At 27.1% G+C, this 21,419-nt stretch carries 15 protein-coding genes and 3 tRNA genes; 7 read left to right on the plus strand and 11 right to left on the minus strand.

All coding sequences use genetic code 11. The features are described 5' to 3' along the window. The first annotated feature begins 32 nt into the window (after nucleotides 1-32). Nucleotides 33-109, plus strand: a tRNA-Ile gene (locus E2O22_RS03575). 25 nt (nucleotides 110-134) lie between these two features. Here the strand turns inward: E2O22_RS03575 and E2O22_RS03580 are convergent. Together E2O22_RS03580 and E2O22_RS03585 are read right to left on the minus strand one after the other, a co-directional pair. Next, a complete protein-coding gene (locus E2O22_RS03580) occupies nucleotides 135-407 on the minus strand; it encodes a hypothetical protein (protein WP_133319257.1) in 273 nt (90 codons plus the stop codon). 49 nt (nucleotides 408-456) lie between these two features. Next, nucleotides 457-7,587, minus strand: a complete 7,131-nt coding sequence (locus E2O22_RS03585; RefSeq protein WP_133319258.1) for an inverse autotransporter beta domain-containing protein — start codon at nucleotides 7,585-7,587, stop codon at nucleotides 457-459. Nucleotides 7,588-8,322: 735 nt separating this feature from the next. Here E2O22_RS03585 and E2O22_RS03590 point away from each other — a divergent pair. Further along, a complete protein-coding gene (locus tag E2O22_RS03590; RefSeq protein WP_133319259.1) occupies nucleotides 8,323-8,484 on the plus strand; it encodes a DNA-binding protein in 162 nt (53 codons plus the stop codon). Nucleotides 8,485-9,316: 832 nt separating this feature from the next. Continuing rightward, nucleotides 9,317-9,511 carry a hypothetical protein gene (locus E2O22_RS03595; protein WP_133319260.1) on the plus strand — a complete coding sequence of 65 codons (195 nt, stop codon included), beginning with the start codon at nucleotides 9,317-9,319 and terminating at the stop codon, nucleotides 9,509-9,511. Between the two features lie 158 nt (nucleotides 9,512-9,669). Here E2O22_RS03595 and E2O22_RS08045 read toward each other — a convergent pair whose 3' ends face one another. Together E2O22_RS08045 and E2O22_RS08050 are read right to left on the minus strand one after the other, a co-directional pair. Further along, nucleotides 9,670-10,587 (minus strand): hypothetical protein, encoded by a 918-nt coding sequence (locus tag E2O22_RS08045; RefSeq protein ID WP_133319261.1) that lies wholly within the window; start codon nucleotides 10,585-10,587, stop codon nucleotides 9,670-9,672. Next, a complete protein-coding gene (locus tag E2O22_RS08050) occupies nucleotides 10,542-11,369 on the minus strand; it encodes a P-loop NTPase fold protein (protein ID WP_341765410.1) in 828 nt (275 codons plus the stop codon). The genes E2O22_RS08045 and E2O22_RS08050 overlap by 46 nt, the downstream gene beginning before the upstream one ends. A gap of 318 nt (nucleotides 11,370-11,687) precedes the next feature. On the opposite strand from E2O22_RS08050, the gene E2O22_RS03610 reads away from it, so the two are divergent. From E2O22_RS03610 to E2O22_RS07920, 3 genes are all read left to right on the plus strand, one after another. Beyond that, a complete protein-coding gene (locus E2O22_RS03610) occupies nucleotides 11,688-11,903 on the plus strand; it encodes a hypothetical protein (protein WP_133319263.1) in 216 nt (71 codons plus the stop codon). A gap of 9 nt (nucleotides 11,904-11,912) precedes the next feature. Further along, complete coding sequence (locus E2O22_RS03615) at nucleotides 11,913-12,143, plus strand: hypothetical protein (protein WP_133319264.1); 231 nt, start codon at nucleotides 11,913-11,915, stop codon at nucleotides 12,141-12,143. 1,636 nt (nucleotides 12,144-13,779) lie between these two features. Further along, nucleotides 13,780-13,920 carry a hypothetical protein gene (locus tag E2O22_RS07920; protein WP_165955267.1) on the plus strand — a complete coding sequence of 47 codons (141 nt, stop codon included), beginning with the start codon at nucleotides 13,780-13,782 and terminating at the stop codon, nucleotides 13,918-13,920. Nucleotides 13,921-14,573: 653 nt separating this feature from the next. Here E2O22_RS07920 and E2O22_RS03620 read toward each other — a convergent pair. Beyond that, a tRNA-Met gene (locus E2O22_RS03620) sits at nucleotides 14,574-14,649 on the minus strand. A 13-nt stretch (nucleotides 14,650-14,662) separates the two neighbouring features. Beyond that, a tRNA-Gln gene (locus E2O22_RS03625) sits at nucleotides 14,663-14,737 on the minus strand. A 105-nt stretch (nucleotides 14,738-14,842) separates the two neighbouring features. Between E2O22_RS03625 and E2O22_RS03630 the strand changes: the two genes are divergently transcribed. After that, nucleotides 14,843-15,865: a bifunctional 3,4-dihydroxy-2-butanone 4-phosphate synthase/GTP cyclohydrolase II gene (locus E2O22_RS03630; RefSeq protein WP_133319265.1), complete on the plus strand. Its 1,023-nt coding sequence runs from the start codon at nucleotides 14,843-14,845 to the stop codon at nucleotides 15,863-15,865. Here the strand turns inward: E2O22_RS03630 and E2O22_RS03635 are convergent. From E2O22_RS03635 to E2O22_RS03650, 5 genes are read right to left on the minus strand one after another with little or no spacing between them, the layout of a single operon-like run. Then, nucleotides 15,855-16,805 carry an SAM-dependent methyltransferase gene (locus tag E2O22_RS03635; RefSeq protein ID WP_318529543.1) on the minus strand — a complete coding sequence of 317 codons (951 nt, stop codon included), beginning with the start codon at nucleotides 16,803-16,805 and terminating at the stop codon, nucleotides 15,855-15,857. The two genes, E2O22_RS03630 and E2O22_RS03635, sit on opposite strands and share 11 nt — an antisense overlap. Before the next feature lie 2 nt (nucleotides 16,806-16,807). Then, nucleotides 16,808-17,614, minus strand: a complete 807-nt coding sequence (pgp3, locus tag E2O22_RS03640; protein WP_133319267.1) for a peptidoglycan metallopeptidase Pgp3 — start codon at nucleotides 17,612-17,614, stop codon at nucleotides 16,808-16,810. Next, nucleotides 17,611-19,605, minus strand: coding sequence for a glycine--tRNA ligase subunit beta (glyS, locus tag E2O22_RS03645; protein WP_133319268.1), 1,995 nt, complete (start codon nucleotides 19,603-19,605; stop codon nucleotides 17,611-17,613). The genes pgp3 and glyS overlap by 4 nt, the downstream gene beginning before the upstream one ends. A 34-nt stretch (nucleotides 19,606-19,639) precedes the next feature. Further along, complete coding sequence (locus E2O22_RS07925; protein ID WP_164717489.1) at nucleotides 19,640-19,780, minus strand: hypothetical protein; 141 nt, start codon at nucleotides 19,778-19,780, stop codon at nucleotides 19,640-19,642. Beyond that, nucleotides 19,780-21,222, minus strand: coding sequence for an alanine/glycine:cation symporter family protein (locus E2O22_RS03650; protein WP_133319269.1), 1,443 nt, complete (start codon nucleotides 21,220-21,222; stop codon nucleotides 19,780-19,782). Before E2O22_RS03650 ends, E2O22_RS07925 begins: the two co-directional genes overlap by 1 nt. Nucleotides 21,223-21,419: the final 197 nt, after the last annotated feature.

The raw sequence follows: 21,419 nt of genomic DNA on the forward strand, positions 1-21,419 counted from the left end.
GATATAATAACATTTTTATTTTAACTTCTGGCGGATTTATAGCTCAGTTGGTTAGAGCAACCGGCTCATAACCGGTTGGTCGCAGGTTCGAGTCCTGCTAAATCCACCATTTATTTTGCATTACAACTTGATTTTCAAAAAAACATTTTCCAATGATTTTTTAGTATTTTGATAATATTTTTGCAAATTTCTTTCTTTTTGCTTTCTTCTATTTGGAGTTTATCTAAAAAAGTTTCTTCAAGAGTGTTAATAAGTTGCATACATTCTTTTGCATTAAATCTTTCTACTTCGTTTAAAGGCGATAACGCTTTTAACAATAAATCTTTATATTCCATAAGAGTTTTAATATCTACCTCTGAAAGCTGGGCTAACAGAGATAGAAATTGTGCAAAATTATACAGTGGCATATATTTCTTTCTTTTTCCACAACATTATAAAATGTGCCTATATATCCGACTAATAAAATCTTTCATGATCTCCACCACCAAAAGTAACCGCTCGTGTTTCTGTGACATTTACACCTAAAGTATTAAATCTCATTGTAAAAGTAGGAGTATCGGTCAATGGTTTAGTGCACCATGTAGTTGATATTACAACTTTTGCTTCACCAAAATTATCAAATTCTTTATCCCATCTTTGTATAATTGGCACAGTTTGACCAAGGCCAACTAAGAGATTAGTTCCACTAAAATCAACTTTTTCTCCTGCAATTCCATCGGTTAATGTTAAAGTTGCACTGGTGTAGCATGAAGCAGGATCTTTCCAAGTATCATATATTGCATGAATGCGTTTTTGCACCTCAATACTTCCTACAATTGCTTCGGAATCAGCTCCATCCCATTCTTTATATTTCACTTTAAGACTAAAAATTCTACCGGTGTGTTCAGTAACTTTTCCAATAGGTTTAAAATTTAAATAAACTGAACCTTTATCATCAGTATGAAGCGTGCCTTTATTTACAAAATTAGTATAACCAAGATACTGATCTGGTTGAACATCTACACTAGAGTTTGGAATTAGTCCATATAGCTCTATAGTTGTTCCTGTATCAAATGGAATATTATTTACATTTATTCTTGGACGAATTGGACCATTAAATACAGCTGTTTCACTAGCTTTTTCACTTCCATCTTCATACTCAACGCTTACTGTTACCGGACGAGTAGTAGGATTAATTGTTCTAAACTTAGTTAGCGCAACACCTTTACTATCAAAATATTTTGGAATTAGATCTTCTTTTGGAAGTACTCCATCGCCGACAATGCTCCATTTTATTTTTGCATAAGGAGTGCCTTTTGCCAATATACTGACAGTTTCAAACAAATATGGATTTAGCCTTGTTTTACCAAGAGTTAATTGAATTGGAATCTTCTTATAATTTAATTCTTTACTTAAATTTTTACCCATAGCATTTACACTAATTACAGGGTTATTTTTAAATGGAGCTTTGGAAGTAATAGTTGCTTTAGCTTCACCACTAGAATTAAATGTTGTATCATGATCATTTAAAGTAGCGTCTCCACTTATATTCCATTCTACTTTTTCATAAGGTTTTCCACCTTTTAATATTGCGTGTGCCTCTTCTCCTTCTTGAGCATTAAAGGAATTCTTATCTACAATCAAGGTAAGCTGTTTATATATATAAATTTCATCTGTAAAAAAATCCGCTGACTTATTTTTTGTTTTCATATATTTAAATTGAATATTGAAATTACTACACAATGGATTCGATACTCCATAAAATTCCAAAGTAGCCTTACCACTAGAATTTACTCTAACATGATCTTGCTTTGGTTTAGCCGCTGATAAAAAATCATGATATATTTCAATTTCTGTATTCGGGATTAAATTACTTACCTCAAGATGAAAATCTTGATTTAATTCTATGGTTTGCTTATAACCCTTATAGCTAGGATAAATAATACTAGGAATATATTCTTTATCTACATAAGTAATAGTAGTGCTAACACTTTGTCCAATAGTATTTACATTAATTACAGGGTTATCTTTAAATGGAGCTTTGGAAGTAATAGTTGCTTTAGCTTCACCACTAGAATTAAATGTTGTATCATGATCATTTAAAGTAGCGTCTCCACTTATATTCCATTCTACTTTAGCACCCTTTTTACCATCTTTTAGCGTGATATTGGCTTGTGCTTTTTCTTCGGTGTATATTGTTTTATCCCCTTCAAATTTTAATTCTCTTTGATAAAGCTTAATTTTATCTGCAGCAAACTCTATTTTACTTGTTCTTGTCTTCATATAATTAAACTTAATAGCAATATCTTTAACACTATAATCACTAATACCACTAAATTCTAAAGTAGCTTCACCTTTATCATTAACATTAAAGCTTTCTTTTTTAGCTTTCACTCCTTTGCTTCCACTGATTTTATCAATAGTGGAATTTGGTAATAAACCGCTTATTTTTAATACATAATCTGAGTCATAATCTATAGTTTTTTTCTCTACATGAAACCACCAACTAGGATCCTTATAAGAAGGATACTCTACTTCAGGAGTGTAAATTTTTGTTTTATACTTAATGCTTTTCACAAAAGAACTACCCAAAGCATTGACTTTTAACATAATATCATTCTCAAACGGAGCTTTAGAAGTAATAGTTGCCTTGGCTTCACCACTAGCATTAAATGTTGCTTCTTGATTACTTAAAGTAGCGTCTCCACTTAAACTCCACTCTACTTTAGAACCTGTTTTTCCACCTTTTAATACAGCGTGTACTACTTCTCCTTCTTGAGTATAAAGTGTTTCTTTATCAAGTTCTAAATTCAATTCTCTTTGATAAAGATTAATTTTATCTGCAGTTATTTCAGCCTTAGTAATAACTGATTTCATATAACTAAACTTAATAGTAAGTTCTTTAACACTAGGATCACTAATACCACTAAATTCTAAAGTAGCTTCACCTTTATCATTAACATTAAAGCTTTCTTTTTTAGCTTTTACTCCTTTACTTCCACTGATATTATCAATGGTTGAATTTGGTAATAAACCACTTACTTTTAATACATAATCTGAGTCATAGTCTATGGTTTTATCTAATGTTTTCCAAAAACTTACTTTATAAGAAGGATATTCTATTTTTGGAGTATATATAGTTCCATCTATATAAGTTAATGTTTTAGTGAGGTTTTGGCCTAGGGTATTTACACTAATTATAGGATTAGTTTTAAATGGAGCTTTAGAAGTAATAACTGCCTTGGCTTCACCACTAGCATTAAATGTTGCTTCTTGATTGCTTAAAGTAGCGTCTCCACTTAAGCTCCACTCTATTTTTTCATTAGCTTTACCACCTTTTAAAGTTACTTCGACATTTTTATTAGGTTCTGCAATGATAGTACTTGGATCAGCATTAAAGGAAATAGCGTATTGATAAAGTTTGATTTTATCTAAATTAAGCTCCTTTTTAATACTACCTTGTTTGATATAATTAAACTTAATAGCAATATCTTTAACACTATAATCACTAATACCACTAAATTCTAAAGTAGTTTCACCTTTATCATTAACATTAAAGCTTTCTTTTTTAGCTTTTACTCCTTTACTTCCACTGATTTTATCAATAGTGGAATTTGGCAATAAACCGCTTATTTTAATATTAAAATCATCTATATAATCTATAGTTTTTTCTTGGGTTTTAAAGCTTGGATATTCTACTTTAGGAGTATATTCTTTAATCTCATAAGGCAATTCTTTTTTAAGATCTTTAGTCATAGTTTTAACTTCTAAATTTGGATTAACTTTAAATGGAGCTTTAGAAGTGATAACTGCCTTAGCTTCACCACTAGCATTAAATGTTGCTTCTTGATTGCTTAAAGTAGCGTCTCCACTTAAACTCCATTCTATTTTTTCATTAGGTTTACCACCTTTTAAAGTTACTTCAACATGATCAAGTTTTGGATCTTTTAAAGCTTTGTTATTATCACTTTCATAAGCATGAATTTTGTCTTTACTAAAACTAATGCTTGGGGTGTATTGGTGGAGTTTGATAGCATAAGTTTGCTCAGCTTTTTCATCTCCTTTTTTAATATAGTTAAAAGTTATAGTTATTTCTTTTTGACTAAAATCATTAATGCCTTCAAATTCTAAAGTAGCTTCACCTTTATTATTAACTTCCACTTCTTCTTTTTTAGGTTTAATGATTTGTGTTTTAGTAATACTTATTTTAGAATTAGGTAAAAGATTGCTTACTTGTACACTAAAATCAGTTTTATAATCTAGAGTATCTTCTTTTTCAAATTTAGGAGAGAAACCTTCTACTTTAGGAGTATATTCTTTAATCTCATAAGGCAATTCTTTTTTAAGATCTTTAGTCATAGTTTTAACTTCTAAATTTGGATTAACTTTAAATGGAGCTTTAGAAGTGATAACTGCCTTAGCTTCACCACTAGCATTAAATGTTGCTTCTTGATTGCTTAAAGTAGCGTCTCCACTTAAACTCCATTCTATTTTTTCATTAGGTTTACCACCTTTTAAAGTTACTTCAACATGATCAAGTTTTGGATCTTTTAAAGCTTTGTTATTATCACTTTCATAAGCATGAATTTTGTCTTTACTAAAACTAATGCTTGGGGTGTATTGGTGGAGTTTGATAGCATAAGTTTGCTCAGCTTTTTCATCTCCTTTTTTAATATAGTTAAAAGTTATAGTTATTTCTTTTTGACTAAAATCATTAATGCCTTCAAATTCTAAAGTAGCTTCACCTTTATTATTAACTTCCACTTCTTCTTTTTTAGGTTTAATGATTTGTGTTTTAGTAATACTTATTTTAGAATTAGGTAAAAGATTGCTTACTTGTACACTAAAATCAGTTTTATAATCTAGAGTATCTTCTTTTTCAAATTTAGGAGAGAAACCTTCTACTTTAGGAGTATATTCTTTAATCTCATAAGGCAATTCTTTTTTAAGATCTTTAGTCATAGTTTTAACTTCTAAATTTGGATTAACTTTAAATGGAGCTTTAGAAGTGATAACTGCCTTAGCTTCACCACTAGCATTAAATGTTGCTTCTTGATTGCTTAAAGTAGCGTCTCCACTTAAACTCCATTCTATTTTTTCATTAGGTTTACCACCTTTTAAAGTTACTTCAACATGATCAAGTTTTGGATCTTTTAAAGCTTTGTTATTATCACTTTCATAAGCATGAATTTTGTCTTTACTAAAACTAATGCTTGGGGTGTATTGGTGGAGTTTGATTTCTCCACTTACTTCTTGAGTGCTAGCTGCGCTTTGATTATAAGTAGCAATGATTTGTAATCTTTTAATATTAAAATCTTTTACTCCTTCAAATACTACCTTACTCTTACCTTTATCATCAGCTGTACTTTCTTTATCGTTACTAATTCTTAAAGTTTTATTGCTTTGTATATCTTTAGCCTTCCATAAAACTTTTGTTTTTGGCATTAAACCTTTAAGTTTTACTTCAAAGTCGCTTTTATAATCAATCATTCCTTTTTCAAAGTCTTGATGAGTCACAGGATCTTTTCCAGTAGGAAGCTCCATGGTGGCTGTATAATTTTTAATCTCTAAATCTTTACTTCTTTCTTTTACTAATTCATCACTCATATTCTTAGCAATGATTTTTACTTTTTCATTTCCACTAAGTCCTATGATTTCTACATTACTCTCACCTTTATCATCAGCTATTAAATTAAGCTCCTTAGTAGTTTTATCTTTATCAACAAATAAAGCATTATCTCCTTGTATACTCCATTTAACTTTTGTAGAATTAGCTTTTAAGTTTTTATAACTTGCATGAGTTTTTTCTTTATTACCTATAATAGCTTTATCTAAGATAATATCATTATCTCCATAAATTGCTATTTGAACAAATGTTTTTAAAGTAACTCCCAATACATTAGCAATGATTTCAGCTTTTTCTTTATCTTTCATGTTTACATCAGGTTTATAGATGATATTTGAATTTCCATCTTTATCAGTTTTATCTGAATTTGGCGTTTTTTCTAAACTTCCTTTACCATTTAATTTCCAATGAATTGCCAAATCGCCTGCTAAATCATTTCCTGTAAATGTGATTAGAGATTTTTCATATCTTTGTATATTAGAAGGTTTAGCAAATATCCTAAAGTCTTCTTTTGGAGCTATGATAGTAATAGGGAAACTTTCTTGAGCATTCCCTGCTTTAGCAATTAAATTGGTTTGATGGACTCCATAAGAATGGATTATTTTTACAAAAACTTTTCCATTACTATCAGTAATATAATGATTTCCATCTTTTAAGATTACACTTTTTTGTTCAGGAGTTACACTCATAGCAACATTTTTAACTGCTTGATTAAAGCCATCTTTAAGCATAATACAATGAGTATTACCTCCCAAATTTCCGCAATAAGAAATATGATAAGTATTGTTAATAGCTTTATATTCAAGCACCATAGAATAATCTCTATCTATAAAATGAGTTCTAGAGCCTTCAATGGTATTATTTATACCTGCTAATTTTGTATCAAAAGCGTGTTTGAAGGCATCTTTATCTAAAGGTATGTTAAAATTCATAGCTATATTTGTGCCTTGTTTATCACTTTCATTACTTCTTTTATGGCTTAGCGAAAAAGTTAATGCAGGACAGGGTGAGTAAGTAATACCTCCTTCATACACTAAAGGATTTTTTTCTAAATCTTCATAGCAGTTTACATTGCCAAATGGAGCTACTTTTTCTCCATACCATTTACTCATATTAGCAAAAACAGCTACATTACTCATAGAAGGAAAAGCATATTTAATACCCATATCCCAGCCATTAGCAGGGCGTTCTAAGAAAGTTAGATCATTATTTGCATTTTTAAAATCATAACTATTAATCCAATCACTTAATCTTTGATAAATATTAGCATGGAAAGCTAGTGTATCTAACATACTTTCAAAGCCCAAAGATATTCTTTTATGCTCTCTACTAAAATCATGATCATAAACTAAATTTAATCCTAGCATGATATTTCCTGAATTATCTAATGCTAATGCATTAGGATAATATCTTATACCACCACCAAAATGACCTATGATTCTATTATTATCATATCCACCTATACCGCTTTGTAGAAAATAAGATATTTTTGGATTATCTTCACTCATAATAGGTAAAAGAACTTTAGCATTACCACTTAAACCACCCCTATCATTATAGTTTAAATTAAACTCACTATTAATGGAGTGATTAAGAGCATGTAAATATTCTTGGATTAAAGTATTAGCTTGTAAGCTTAAATAATTGCTTGCTAAATCTCTTATAAGTTCATCTCTTTCTTTACTATCTTTGGCATTATATACATTGCCTATAGTTTGAATAACACTAATAACCTTATTAGATAATTCTTCATCTTCTTTACTAAGATTAGAATCTTTCTTTGGTTTTTCTTCTAATAGCTTTTTGACTCTTGGGTTAATGCTATTATGTTCTTTAAGTATTTGCTTTTGATCATGGTTTACATGATTAAGTGCAAGAGTTTGATTGTTATCTATAATGATTTTATCTTGATTTTTTAAAATCATTATTTGAGAAAAAAGAAAAGTGTGAATGATTAAAACAAGTAAAAGTGTTTTTTTCATATCCCCCCCCCCGAATCCTTTACATAAAATTTTTTATTTGTGATGAGAATATGATAACACAAAAAATACAAAATTGATAAAAAAGTTATAAAAATATTGAAAAACAGCCAAAAAATTAATAAATATAATAATTATTTATAAATTATAATCAAAATTACTTTTATTTTTTATTAAAAAAATGCAAATAGATTTATTATTATTTAAATATATATGAAAAAAACTTATCATTTACTTTTTAAAAATAATGAAAAATAAGCTTTTTGAATTTTTATATTTATATTTTATTATACTATTTAACATTTTTAAAAGTATTAGCATTTAGTATTTTAGATAACAGTGTAAGGTGTATTTATCATATTTGGTATATAAAGTATAAATACTAAGCTTATATATAGTAATAAATAAAGAGTATAAATACCTTATTATACTCTTTAGATAACTACAATATAGAGTTTTTGTATAAATTTGATAATAGTTGTTATAATCTTAAAATTACTTATTAAAAAAATATATTTAATTATAGTTTGTATGTTTTTATAATTTGGATAATAGGTAAAAGAATATATACAATGTTTAATGAAAAATGAAAGGTGATTAAATAAAGTTAGATATATAAAGATATTTATAGTTTTGTATATTATTTTTATAAATTAAAACAAACATATTTCACAATTAAGCAAGATTAGTACAACTGAAAATTATTTAGAAACAAAAATTTTTTGAGAAATATAAAAAATGACTTTAAGTAAAAAAGAATTTGCTGAAGTATTAGGCGTTTCTTCAGGAACTATTGATAATCTAAGAAGAAAAAGAAAAATACAATCTATGGAAGTATCTTGCTATATATTATTTTCCATTGAAGAAATAGCTAAAGTTATATCAGGAGTTAAATTTTAAAATGAGATTTAGCCATACAAATCATTGAATTTTCAAAAGTATATGTTATTTAGATATTTAATTTCTAAAGTATGAATACTTAGGTGTTTGATTAATAAACCACACACTTTCTAAATCCACCATTACTTCTATCACGAATTATTACTACAATTAAAATCTTTTGACAAATTAAAAAAATATTTTTTGTGCACACTTTAAAGGAAAATCAGCAATTAAGAGCTTAAAAAATTTAACTGTTGATAAAAAACTTATATCAAAGTGCTTGTACTAAAAATTTATATATTGAAGCTAGGATTTTTCATGGAAATATTGATAAGAATTTTTATTTTAGATATAAACTTAATAAAAGGGTATTCTTTTAAAATAGGAAAATATCCTATAACCATATTAACACGGGCAAGAGAGATTGTAAATGATTATAACGACATGCTATCATAAGGCATTAATCCAAAAGAACATATTCAAAAAGAAAATACTAAAAATCAAAATATAAAAAAGCACTTTATGGTACTAATAAAGTTCAAAGTCATAAAACTTCACAGATGAAGCAAGATTTAAAGAATTACTGCTTGCGATTGATAATTACGAGGGTAGTATTTTTACAAAAATTTCTTTGCAAATTAGTCCATATTTATTTTTTAAGAAGTGCTAATATTAGAAATTTAGAATAAAAAGAAGTAGATTTTGAGAAAAAAATTAATAAAGTTAAAGCAAGAGAGGATTTTATTATTCCGCTAAGTCAGAGTGTTTTAGGCTTGCTTTTATATGTTAAAAATTTTTCTTACTCAGATTCAAAATATGTTTTTTCAAATGATATAAGTAAATCTAAAAAATGAGTAAAAACACATTAAATCAAGCCATTAAAAGATTAGGTTTTGGTGATGAAATACTATATCATGGTTTTAGAGCTACTGCTTCAACTTTTCTTTATGAGTATAAAAATATTCATAAAAGAGATAGTGAAGTTATAGAACTATGTTTAGATCATAGGGAAAGAAATAAAGTAAAAGCGGTATATAAGACTTGATGATAGAAAAGAGAGTTAATGCGATGATGGAGTGATTTTATTGATAAATTAAAAAGAGATAAGTAGTTTAATTTTATAATGTTTGTAAATTATAAACACATAAGAACTTTTTAATTTTTGTAAATTTAATAGTATTTTATTGAATATCTTTAACGCAATTATTCTATTAGTAACTTTCTTAATACACTATTTTGTGAATTTATATATTCTACAACAACACTTTTTTTTATTTTATTTTCATCTAAATCTAAAAAATCTAAATAAGCTTGAAATAAATTATTATTTAAATCATCATCAAATTTATGACTTGCAACCATATTCATAGAAAAATGATTAAAAAATTTCTTACAAAAATCGTTATTATTTTTAAATAGCTGTACTAACTCTTCTTTTTTAAAAAAATTATACTGTTTGATCGCTTCAGGATAAAAACTACTTTCTATATTTTCATAGCTATTAATAAGTGCATTAATATTTTCATACTTGCTTGTTTTGAGTTTTTCTTTAGTTTCTTCATAATAATCTTTCCATTTTTCATTTTCTAATAATTTTAATAGGTTCTTATCTGATTTATAATCATCATGAAAATCAAATTCTAATTCTTCCATAACAAGAGCTTCTATATAGTGTTTATTGATTTTTTCTTCTATGTTGCTTAATTTTTTATTTGTAATTTGTGTGTAGGTTGAAAGTAAAATTTGATAAAAATCATAAGGATAGTGTGTCATTCCATTTTTTGAATAAAAATCTATTTTTAGGAGTGAATTTTCAATATCTTTTACAAATTGTTTATCACTTAAATTACCTACCAAATATTCTATCTTGCAGTTTTGAAGTTTATAATAAAGATCAATTTTTAAAGTTTGATAAAAATCGCGTCTTAGTTGGTATTTTTCTTCTTTATTTAAATAAAACATATTTTTTAGGTATTGTTCATAAAGATGATAATAGCCTGAAGCTAAATCTATTTTCTCTATTTTAATAGAAAGGTATTTTTTAATTTGAAATATTAATGAGATATAATTTAATTTTAGAGCATCTGAAAATGTTTTTTTATTGTCATACTTGCAAAACAATAAAAACATTGCTTGTTAAAATAATCTATATGTTCTAACACATGATATAATAATCTTAGATTTCCATTGCATTGTTCTTTATATCTTTCGAAAATAATATTTTCAATAATATTTCTTATCTCATCTGTAATTTTAGTATATTTATTTATTCTATCTTTTATGATTGCTTTTGCTACTTCATCATTGTCTTTTATCGTTATTTCACAATCAATAACTTTTTCTTTGTATATTTGATACCAGTTTTTACTATTATATTGTTTGGCTTGTTCTTCTTTATTATTTTCAGTCAAATTGTCATCTTGTTCTTTTAATTCTTCCTCATGAAAAATCACAACAACATTGCATTCTTTTTCTTCTTTAAGTAAATTTACAAGTCCTAAAATTTCTTTCAAAGAAAGATTATCAGATCTTCTTTCTATATTATCGAAACACACAATAATATTATAAAAGTCTTCCTTTTTTAAAAAGGAAAAAATAGCATCACTATCTATATCTATTAAGCCGCCACTTATACTTTTAACCAAACCTTCTAAACCTTTAAAAGTTGTTTTGGTAATTTTATTATAATCTCCATGTAGGCTTACAACTATTTCTTCTAATATTTGCTTATAACTTTCTTTGCCAAAAAGATCTATATAAACAACTTTTTTATCTTTAGAAAGTTTCTTTTCAACTTGTTTCCATAAATAAGTTTTACCTATACCCCAAGACCCATTTATAGCTAAACATTTTTTAGATTTTTTATTTAAAAAATTTGCGATAGTGTCAATCTTATTAATTATACACTCCTATAAAATATTTATGTAATTATATAAAATTATTTAAGTTTTCTATGTAACCATCCTCCAAACCTTAAAGCTATAGATAGTTACATATTCTTTTTAAAATACCCCTTACAGCTACGCACTCAGACAGCCTTTCTTTTTTTAAAAAATATATAAAAAAATACATACGCATACGCGAGAGAAAAAACAAAAAAAGTTGAGTAATTTTTTCAATATTTAAGCAAATTTTTGTTTTTTCTCTTATTTAATATTAAATTAATTTTTTGACTTTTATAATTATTCATATATCAAAAATAATCATAGAAAGGCTCAAAAATGAAAAAAATTATCTTAGGTTTAGCAGTTATTACTTCATTATCTAGCGTTGCTTTAGCTTTAAATCATAGTTATCATAGCAAGAAAAATTTTAATAATTCACAACAACAAGATAGAAGTATAACTTGTGAAAATTTTCATAATTGCCAGACAATACATCAGCCTATTTATCAGCATCAAGCTTGTGCTAAATTAGGTATTTGTATAAATCACTAAAGGATAATGATGGGATTAGTATATTCTCAATGTTGTAATCAAGTTATTGATACAAGCTTGCGTTATACAGCAAAACCACTATTAAAACTTGAAGAAGCTAAATTTGAACAAGAAAAAAAAGCTGAGAATGATAATACAAAAAAAGTAGAAGCTGAAGCTAAAAAAGAAGAACAAAGTAATTCTACAAATACAGATAAAGCAGACAATAAAAAAGATCAGCTTTTAGATATATCTGTTTAATCTTAATATTAAGCGGCAGACTTTGTCCGTGCTCCGTGCTACGCACTCAGACAGCCCCCGCACCCATTTTAGCACAAAACATATGGCACCTATAAGGTGCATTTTATTTAGAGAAGAAAAGGTGCTTCTTTTGAAAACCTTATCTTGCTTCTTCTCTTCTTCATCACGGTGATTGCTATTTAATGGCATTAAAAGCCGTATTTTTAAAAGTGTTTAAAAAAGATTTTCTAAATCATTCATTGGTGTAGTTTCTTTGATATTTACAACCGCACTCCATTTATAGTTTTTTACTTAAAAATTTTATCCTATAAGTTTGATATATTTTTCATAGCATTATTTATGATTTCATTTTTTAACGCAATTGTTTGTTTAAAATAACTAAGTGATGAAAATCTTTATTATGTTGGATTTGTATAAAATTGGATTTTAAAATTAATACTATATATTTATCTCATTGTCATGTTTATCTATAATTATTTTAAAATAATTGATAATTTTTTCAGGATTTTTATTCCATTTCTTCAAATGTTTAAAAATCAAAACTGCTATATTTATTTTAAGCTTCATTGTAGTTGGTTTTAACAAGACCAAATCAGTGATTTACATATAAATATGGCTTAGTTATATCAATCAAGCAATGAAGAAGATTATATTTTTTAAAAAAGAAAGAATTTTACTTGTAGTTCATACTATATAGAAGGCAGTACGGCATACATTATTTCAACATCAAACTTAATCAATATTTTTTAAAGATTATTGCAGTGGTTAGATGTTTATTATCTTTAATATTCAAGAAGAGTATAAAATAAATTTTATTTCATGTTATCAACTTAGAAAACAAGAGTATAATTTATTCTTATATCATTTAATGACTCATAAAAAAGAAAGAGTAATCATTAAATAAATCTTGATTATTATTACAATAATATAATAATTGCTACAATATGGTTAATCAACCTTAGAATAATTATACAAAATATTTTAAAATTAATTTCTTATACTTATTTTGTATTGCTTCAATGTGAAGATTAAAAACATCAAGATAAAATATTATCACACAAGTTCGAACACATTTGGCACTTTCTTAGTTAATAAAACTACTATCTTTTATTTACCAATCAAGAAATATTTGATTAATAAAACTAACTAAGGAATATTTATCCAAACAGATTATTTATTTAGATGTATAAAAGGATTTGCTAAATTAAGAGAATATAGTTATATTTTTGAAATAAAACATAAAATAATAGAACAAAAAATAAAAATTTAAAAGCTACTTTAGAAGCTTTTAATATAGATAAAAAGATACTTTTTAGAAAACAAGAAATTTATCACAAAAATAATGATAATTTAAATACCCTAAATACAAAATACACTAAAGTAAAAAATATAAGAAGTTCTTTTGATTTGGAAATTACTTTAAATATTAAAAGACTTAGGCATATTTATATAAATTTAGATAAAGAAAGATTGTATTATTTTTTAAAGCCTACCTCCTAGTGTTTCCACCATAGGAAGAATCATCTCTAAAGATAAAATGAGAATAACACTTACAAGAATTAATTATCTAGGCCAAAATAAAAGCTACAAGAGAAAGTTAAAAATAGATAACTAAAAAAATCTTAAAACAACTCCTATGAATACTTGGGCAATAGATACTATAAAATATGTCGATAATAAAATAAAATATATACTTACTATGATAGATTTAGTTACAAGAATTGATTATACTGTAGCTTTATCTCCTAAAAAGACAAGATATACTAGCATATCTTAAAAGTTTTGTTATTATCTTAAAAACTAATAATACTCATAAAAGAATTTAGTATACTCACAGATAATGGCTGTGAATTTAAAAAACTATGAATGTTTTATTTAAAGAACTTAATACTACTCATTATTATACTTATCTAAAGAATCTTAGAATGAATATTCATAATGAAATATTTAATAAAACCTTAAAAGAAGCATTTGCTAATCATTATAAAGATTTATTATTTATAGATCTTAAAGAATTTAATCAAGAAATGATTAAGTAGTTAGCAGCTTATAATACTATCTTGTTATATCCAACTTTAAAATATAAAGTCTCCTCATTTGCACTTCATCAATTAAGAAATATTTTTATTTGTTAGACTTTAAATCAATATTGTTTTTTCTTGCACTCTAAAAATTTTAATACATTACCTATTTAGCAAAAAATATCATTTTTTTACATTTTTACAATAAAATACAAAGCATGTGCAATATTAATTAATAAATCATACGCCTATTAAACTCGCCATTTATTCTTGTTAAATATATTTTATCTATTTTATTCTTTGTATTGTATTTTTAAAATTTCAATAATTTTAGAAATTTTAAATTAATTTGATTTCAATATTGCTAAAAAACATCTGTTGAAATAGATTATAAATTATTTTTATATAATGGTTGCGAAGGGGAGATTTGAACTCCCGACCTTCGGGTTATGAGCCCGACGAGCTAACCACTGCTCTACTTCGCGGCATCATATGAAGTGGATGGGGTAAAGGGATTCGAACCCCTGAATGACAGGACCAAAACCTGTTGCCTTACCGCTTGGCGATACCCCAATAGAAATTTTTTATTTAAATTAAAAGTGATATTATATATTATTTTTTATACAATGTCAAGAAAAATGCTATAATATTTTTAAAATATTTTCAAGGAATGATTTTATGGGATATATAAGTATAGAACAAGCTATAAAAGAACTTCAAGATGGTAAGATGTTGGTAATGGTGGATGCAGAAGATAGGGAAAATGAAGGGGATTTGATTTTCCCTGCACAATTTAGCTCACAAGAAAAAGTAAATTTTACCATCACTCACGCAAGAGGTGTGGTATGTGTAGCATTAAGTGAGAACTTAGCTAAAAAATTTGAACTACCTTTAATGGTACCTAAAAACACATCAAATCACGAAACAGCTTTTACTATCACTGTCGATGCAAAAAATGCAACAACAGGAGTAAGTGCCTACGAAAGAGATATGACTATACAAATTTTTGCTGATGATAATGCAAAGGCGAGTGATTTTGTGCGTCCTGGACATATTAATCCTTTGATAGCAAAAAAAGGTGGAGTTTTAGAAAGAACGGGCCATACAGAAGGAACAGTGGATTTATGTCGTTTGGCAGGATTAAAAGAAGCATGCGTAATATGTGAAATTGTTAAAGATAATGGAGATATGGCTAGAAGAAGCGATTTGCTTGAGTTTTGCAAAAAACATGATATTAATATGATTACTATTTCAGATTTAATCGAGTATCGTTTAAAAAATGAAAGTTTGATTTCTTTAATTAAAGAAGAAGAAAGTATTTTAGCAGGTTTTAAAGCTAAAAAAATGACTTTTAAAGATCACAATGAAAATGAACACATAGCTTTTAGCTTTGGCACTTTGAAAGAATGTGAGAATGTTAAATTTTATCTTAGTGGAAGCGACTTTGAGCTTCTAACTTCTAATAAATTTAATGAATTATTAAAACAGATTGAATTTTTAAGTCAAAAAGGTGGTGTAATCATTTTCATGAAAAATGAAAAACAAGAAAACATACAATTTAAAAATTATGGCATAGGAGCGCAAATTTTAAGGTATTTAAAAATTTCAAAAATCAAACTTCTAAGTCAAAATACCGATAAAGAATTTATAGGCTTAAAAGGCTTTGGGCTTGATATTACAAGCAGTGATTTTAAAGCTTAAATTCTAAAAACTTAAACTTATCGCCAAAGTTAAACATCAAATTTTTACTTTGGTTGATAAAGTTTTTATAAATTTGGAGGTTAATATTTTTAACTTGCTCGATAATTTCTTCTAAGCCAAAATCAATTAAGGCTTGATTTTGATTTTTATATTCTAAAACCTCAAAGCCCTCTTCTTTTAAAACTTGTAAAAAATGATCAAAATTTACATTATATGTAATATCGCTTTTAGCAAAAAAATCTTTTAAGTTTTCTTCAAAAAGATTATACACTTGGTGATTTTTATACATTCTAATACTAATTTTTTCTTCTTTTTTTGCATAATCAAAACACGCAAAAGTTAGTTTTTCACAGGTTTGTTTTAATTTGGATAAAAAGGGTTTATAAGAAATACAAAGCTCGCTATTAGTGATAGAATATTTTTCACATTCTTTTAAAAGATCTTCATTCATAGCTTTAAAAATAATGTTTAAATCATCATCAACATATGCCATTGTTCCATCTTTTATAAGCTCACACGCAAAACAATCAAATAATTCATTAGCGTAAAAAAAGGCGTTTTTAAAATGACATTCTTCTAAAGAATTATAAATTTTTACATCCAAATCATACTCATCAAAAAGTTTTTTTTGAACACATTTTAATTTTTCATGTGGCTCTATGATAAAACACTCAATCTGCTCTAAAATATCGGCCCTAAGAGTGTATAGAGCTTGTATAAAATCAAGCATTAAATGCCCTTCATTTGCCCCTATTTCTACAACTTCAACCGGTAAAATTAGCTTTTTATCATCTATAAGTTTTAAAAAATGATTAGCTAAGAGTGTTCCAAACAGATTTCCCACGCTAACTGCGGTATAAAAATCTCCATTTTTACCAACACTCACAGCTTGGGAGTAATATTTATCAATCCAATTTTGAAAAAACTCGCTAAAAACTATCATTATAAAGCATTAAATTTGGCTATAAAATCAAGTGGATCAACTTGCACACCATTAACTAAAATTCCAAAATGCAAATGTGGCCCTGTAACCCTACCGCTAGCTCCACTCAAACCTATAAGCTCACCTTTTTTTACCTTTTGTCCTACTTTTACATTAAGTTTTGATAGATGATAATACTGAGAATAAATCCCATATCCATGATCAATTACCACTGAATTTCCTGCATAATAACGATTTGAAGCAATCCTTACAATACCATCATTGCTAGCATAAATTTTTGTCCCACTTGCTGCTCTAAAATCAGTTCCGCTATGATAACTTTTAAGAGTATCATTAAACAATCTTGCTTTTCCAAAAGCACTTGTAATTTTACTTTCTAAAGGGTATGTAAAATTGCCTTCAAATAAAGCCATATTAGTATAAGTATTATAAACCTTAATAGCTTCTTGATATTCTTTGCTAATGCGATCAAGTGTTTCTTTAGGTGGATTAACCTTAGAAGCACTAACTTTTAAAAATTCTTTTTTATAGTTTCCTTCGCTAAATTTTATGTTAATTTCTTCTTTGGAATTATCTTTAAATTCAGCTATTAATTTTCTATCTTTAGGATTTTTATAAGGTATGGCTATACTAACAATGACTTTATTTTTATACTCAAAAAAAGGAAGTTTTTTAGAATTTGAGCTAATTTGTAAAAAATTATTTTTATCAAATTCTAAAAAAATTACTTGCCCTTTTACAAGCTCAATCTCTCTAGCTTCTAATGCAAATACCAAAAAACAAAGTAAAAAAAGAATTTTTCTCATACACTAAGCTCTTTAATATCAGCTATTTTTAAAAACTCACGATAAATTGCACATACTAAAGCTTGACGATTGTTTTTAATATTTTCATCTTTGTCATTAATCATTACTTTATCAAAAAAAGCATCAATTTGTGGTTTTAGTGCAAAAAGGCTTTCTAAAAGCTCTTGGGTGTTATTTTCTTTTGTTTTACACTGCATAAAAGCTTGGTATAAATCTTTTTCCTCTTGAGTGTTAAACAAATTTTCATTAATTTGAACTTCACTTAATATTGCAATATTTGCCAAGCGCTTAAAAGTAGCAAAATTTTGACTAAAATCTGCCTTATTTGCACTTTGTATTAAAGCTTTAATACAAGAATCAATATAAATAACATCATAAGTTTTAGAGCTAAGCACAGCTTTAACAAAAGAAGCATTAACCTCATAAAAAGTATATAAGCGCTCTAAGATAAAGTCTAATAAAATTTTCAAATCAAAGCTTTTATACTCACTAGCTATTGTTTCTAAAAATATCTTAAGATCAAAATTTTTATTTAAAGCTAGAATAATTTTTAAAACACCATTTGCTGCTCTTCTTAAAGCATAAGGATCTTTTGTACCACTTGGGATTTTCCCCATTGAAAAAAGCCCCACGAGTGTATCAAATTTATAAGCCAAAGCTACAATAGAACTAAATTCATTACTTGGCATAGCTGAATTATCGCCATTTGGAAGGTATTGTTCTTTAATCGCCAAAGCAAGCTCATCGCTCATACCCATAGCCTTAGCATAATAAGATCCCATAATGCCTTGAAGATCAGTAAATTCATACACCATTTGAGTACTTAGATCAGCTTTTGAGTATTCTATAGCTTTTAAAATTTCATCTTTTTGAGTATTAGCAAAAACTTCACAAAGCTTAGTAGCAATTTTTTGTTCTCTAATAATTTTATCTTTTAAGGTTCCAAGTCCTTCAAGATAAACCATTTGGCTTATTTTATCATTATTTAAACCCTGCGCTAAGTCATTTTTCCAAAAAAACATTGCATCACTTAATCTTGCTCTTAAAACTCTTTCATTTCCATTAATGATTTTAGAATAATCTTCACAAACCGCATTAGAAACTACAATAAAATGATTGCTTAGAGTATTGTTTTTAAATACTGCAAAATAGCGTTGATTTTCTCTCATAGAAGTAATTATCACTTCGCTTGGGATTTCTAAATACTCTTTTTCAAAATGCCCTAATAATGCCTTTGGATACTCTGTGATAGCTACAACTTCAGCTAAAAGCTCATCATCTTCTGCAATAGTAATATCATTTTCTTTTTCAAGTGTCTTTAACTGCTCAATAATAAGCTTTTTTCTTTGTTCTTGATCTAAAATAATATAATTTTGCTCTAGAGTCTTAAGATACTCATCAATATTTGAAAAAGCTATCAAATCATAACTAACACTTCTATGCACAAAAGTACTTTTTGCGCTTTTAACGCCATAACTTTCAAACTCAATCAATTCATCATTTAAAATACAGCAAAGCGAGCGGATAGCTCTAATAAATTCAAAGCTACCATCACCCCATCTCATAGTTTTACCAAAACTCAAGCTTTTTAAAAAAGCCTCGATCATTTGAGCTAAAACTGCTTTGCTTTGCAAGCCTTGTACTTGTTTTTGACAATACAATACTTCTTTACCCTTAATTTCTTTAAATTCAAGCTCTTCTTCTTTTAAACCACTTTTTTCTAAAAAGCTAAATCCTGCTTGAGTAAGCTTTCCATCTTTATAAGCTATCGCCTTAGGTGCACCTATAAATTCCACAAAAGAATCATCTTGTTTTTCTTTAAAATTTTCATGGATAAAAACCAATCTTCTAGGAGTATAGAAAAATTTAAATTCAGATTCTAAATGATACTCTTGTAAAATCTTTTCCCATTTTTTAGTAATATTTGGAAGTTCTTTTAATAAAGGAATAGCAGGAAGTTCTTCTGTGCCTATTTCTATTAACAATTTCATTTTACACTCTTTTTTAAAAATTTTTTAGTGTATTTTACCTATTTTTTTTAAAATCTTTCTTTGTTTTTAATTTTTCTTCTCTTTGTTTAGCTTTTTCTTGCATTTGGCGGTTAAAGCCAAACACAAGAAAAACCATAAAAGCTATAAACAAAGCAATAATAATATAATCTATCATTAGTCCCAACACTCTGCGTTTTTAATACCAAGCTTTGAAGCGCTAAACACTGGATCTCTACCTTGTCTTTTTTGCTCGCTAAAATCTTTTAATACCTTTTTCACTATACCACCAAGCAATAAAATAGAAATGATATTAATCGTAGCCATAAACGCCATAGTAGTATCAGCTAAATCCCATGCAAATTTTAAATCCATATTTGCACCAATAAAAATCATAAGCACGGCACTTGCTTTAAAAAGATTAATAATAATAGGATTTTGAGTAAGGTATTTAATATTTGCTTGAGCATAATAGTAATTTCCTATCAAAGAAGTAATAGCAAATAAAACTATACTAACAGTAGTAAAATGTACACCTAGATTTCCATAATATTCTTTCATGGATTCTTGTACTAAAGGTAGTGCTGTTAAAATAGGCTTACCGTCTACACCAATATTATTAGCATAAGCAAGTGAAAATAACACTAAAAATCCTGAACTTGTACAAATAATCACATCAATTAATACAGAAAATGCTTGAATAACCCCTTGTTTTGCAGGGTGAGTTGTAAGAGCAGAAGCTGCTGCATTTGGTGCTGAACCCATACCTGCTTCATTAGAAAACAATCCTCTTTTTATACCTATAACCAAAGCAGAACCTGCAAATCCACCAAAAATAGCTTCAAAATCAAAAGCGCTTTTAAAAATCATAGAAAACACTTCAGGAATTTTATCAAAATTCATAAACATCGCTATAATAGATAAACCAACATAAATCATCGCCATAATAGGAACGATGACCGAGCTTACTTTACCTATTTTAGTATGATCACCAAAAAACATATAAGCAGCAAAAATAGCCAAAATAGCCCCTATTACAATAGGCCACCAACTTTGCGAAAAACTTACTTCGCTAGCATCAACCATACCTTTATAATAAAACTCAAATGCTGAAGTCATAGTTTGACTTTGAAGTCCATTAAATCCATAAGCATAAGTAATGATTAAAATCACCGCAAATATAGCACCAAGCCATTTTAAATTTAAAGCTTTACTAATATAATAAGCAGGGCCACCTTTAAAACTTTTTCCATCACGACTTTTATAAACTTGTGCTAAAGTGCTTTCTGCAAAAGCCGAAGCGCCGCCAAAAAATGCCATAGCCCACATCCAAAACAAAGCACCAGGTCCGCCCAAAACAACCGCTACTGCAATACCTGCAATATTTCCTATACCAACTCTTGAAGCTGTTGAAATCATCAAAGCCTGAAAAGGAGTAATATGGTGTTTTTCATGTTTTTCTTGCTTTTCTGTCAAAATGTCAAACACATAAGGAAGCATTCGAAATTGCACAAAACCCGTCAAATAACTATAATAAAACCCTACAATAATAAGCAAAATAACCAAAATGGAATAATACTGATTATTTACAAAGCCAACAAATTGGGATATTAAATCCATATTTATCTCCTTTTTATAATTTAATCGAGTGTAAATTTATCATAAAAAAATGAATTTGCTACAAAAAAATATAATTTTATATTAATTTTATTTTATTTTTTACAGCTATGTGAAAATTTAACTCACGATATTTACCAAAAAAACACATAAAAATGCTTTTAAGTAAAAAGAAAACTTAATTTTTATACACTTAGTTT

The organism is Campylobacter lari, assembly GCF_004357905.1.
GTDB classification, from domain to species: domain Bacteria; phylum Campylobacterota; class Campylobacteria; order Campylobacterales; family Campylobacteraceae; genus Campylobacter_D; species Campylobacter_D lari_D.

Excerpts from the sequence above, each read along its gene's own strand:
- E2O22_RS03580 (WP_133319257.1), bottom strand. The coding sequence starts at position 407 with ATGCCACTGTATAATTTTGCACAATTTCTATCTCTGTTAGCCCAGCTT.
- E2O22_RS03585 (WP_133319258.1), bottom strand. The coding sequence starts at position 7,587 with ATGAAAAAAACACTTTTACTTGTTTTAATCATTCACACTTTTCTTTTT.
- E2O22_RS03590 (WP_133319259.1), top strand. The coding sequence starts at position 8,323 with ATGACTTTAAGTAAAAAAGAATTTGCTGAAGTATTAGGCGTTTCTTCA.
- E2O22_RS03595 (WP_133319260.1), top strand. The coding sequence starts at position 9,317 with ATGAGTAAAAACACATTAAATCAAGCCATTAAAAGATTAGGTTTTGGT.
- E2O22_RS03610 (WP_133319263.1), top strand. The coding sequence starts at position 11,688 with ATGAAAAAAATTATCTTAGGTTTAGCAGTTATTACTTCATTATCTAGC.
- E2O22_RS03615 (WP_133319264.1), top strand. The coding sequence starts at position 11,913 with ATGGGATTAGTATATTCTCAATGTTGTAATCAAGTTATTGATACAAGC.
- E2O22_RS07920 (WP_165955267.1), top strand. The coding sequence starts at position 13,780 with ATGAATACTTGGGCAATAGATACTATAAAATATGTCGATAATAAAATA.
- E2O22_RS03630 (WP_133319265.1), top strand. The coding sequence starts at position 14,843 with ATGGGATATATAAGTATAGAACAAGCTATAAAAGAACTTCAAGATGGT.
- pgp3 (WP_133319267.1), bottom strand. The coding sequence starts at position 17,614 with ATGAGAAAAATTCTTTTTTTACTTTGTTTTTTGGTATTTGCATTAGAA.
- glyS (WP_133319268.1), bottom strand. The coding sequence starts at position 19,605 with ATGAAATTGTTAATAGAAATAGGCACAGAAGAACTTCCTGCTATTCCT.
- E2O22_RS07925 (WP_164717489.1), bottom strand. The coding sequence starts at position 19,780 with ATGATAGATTATATTATTATTGCTTTGTTTATAGCTTTTATGGTTTTT.
- E2O22_RS03650 (WP_133319269.1), bottom strand. The coding sequence starts at position 21,222 with ATGGATTTAATATCCCAATTTGTTGGCTTTGTAAATAATCAGTATTAT.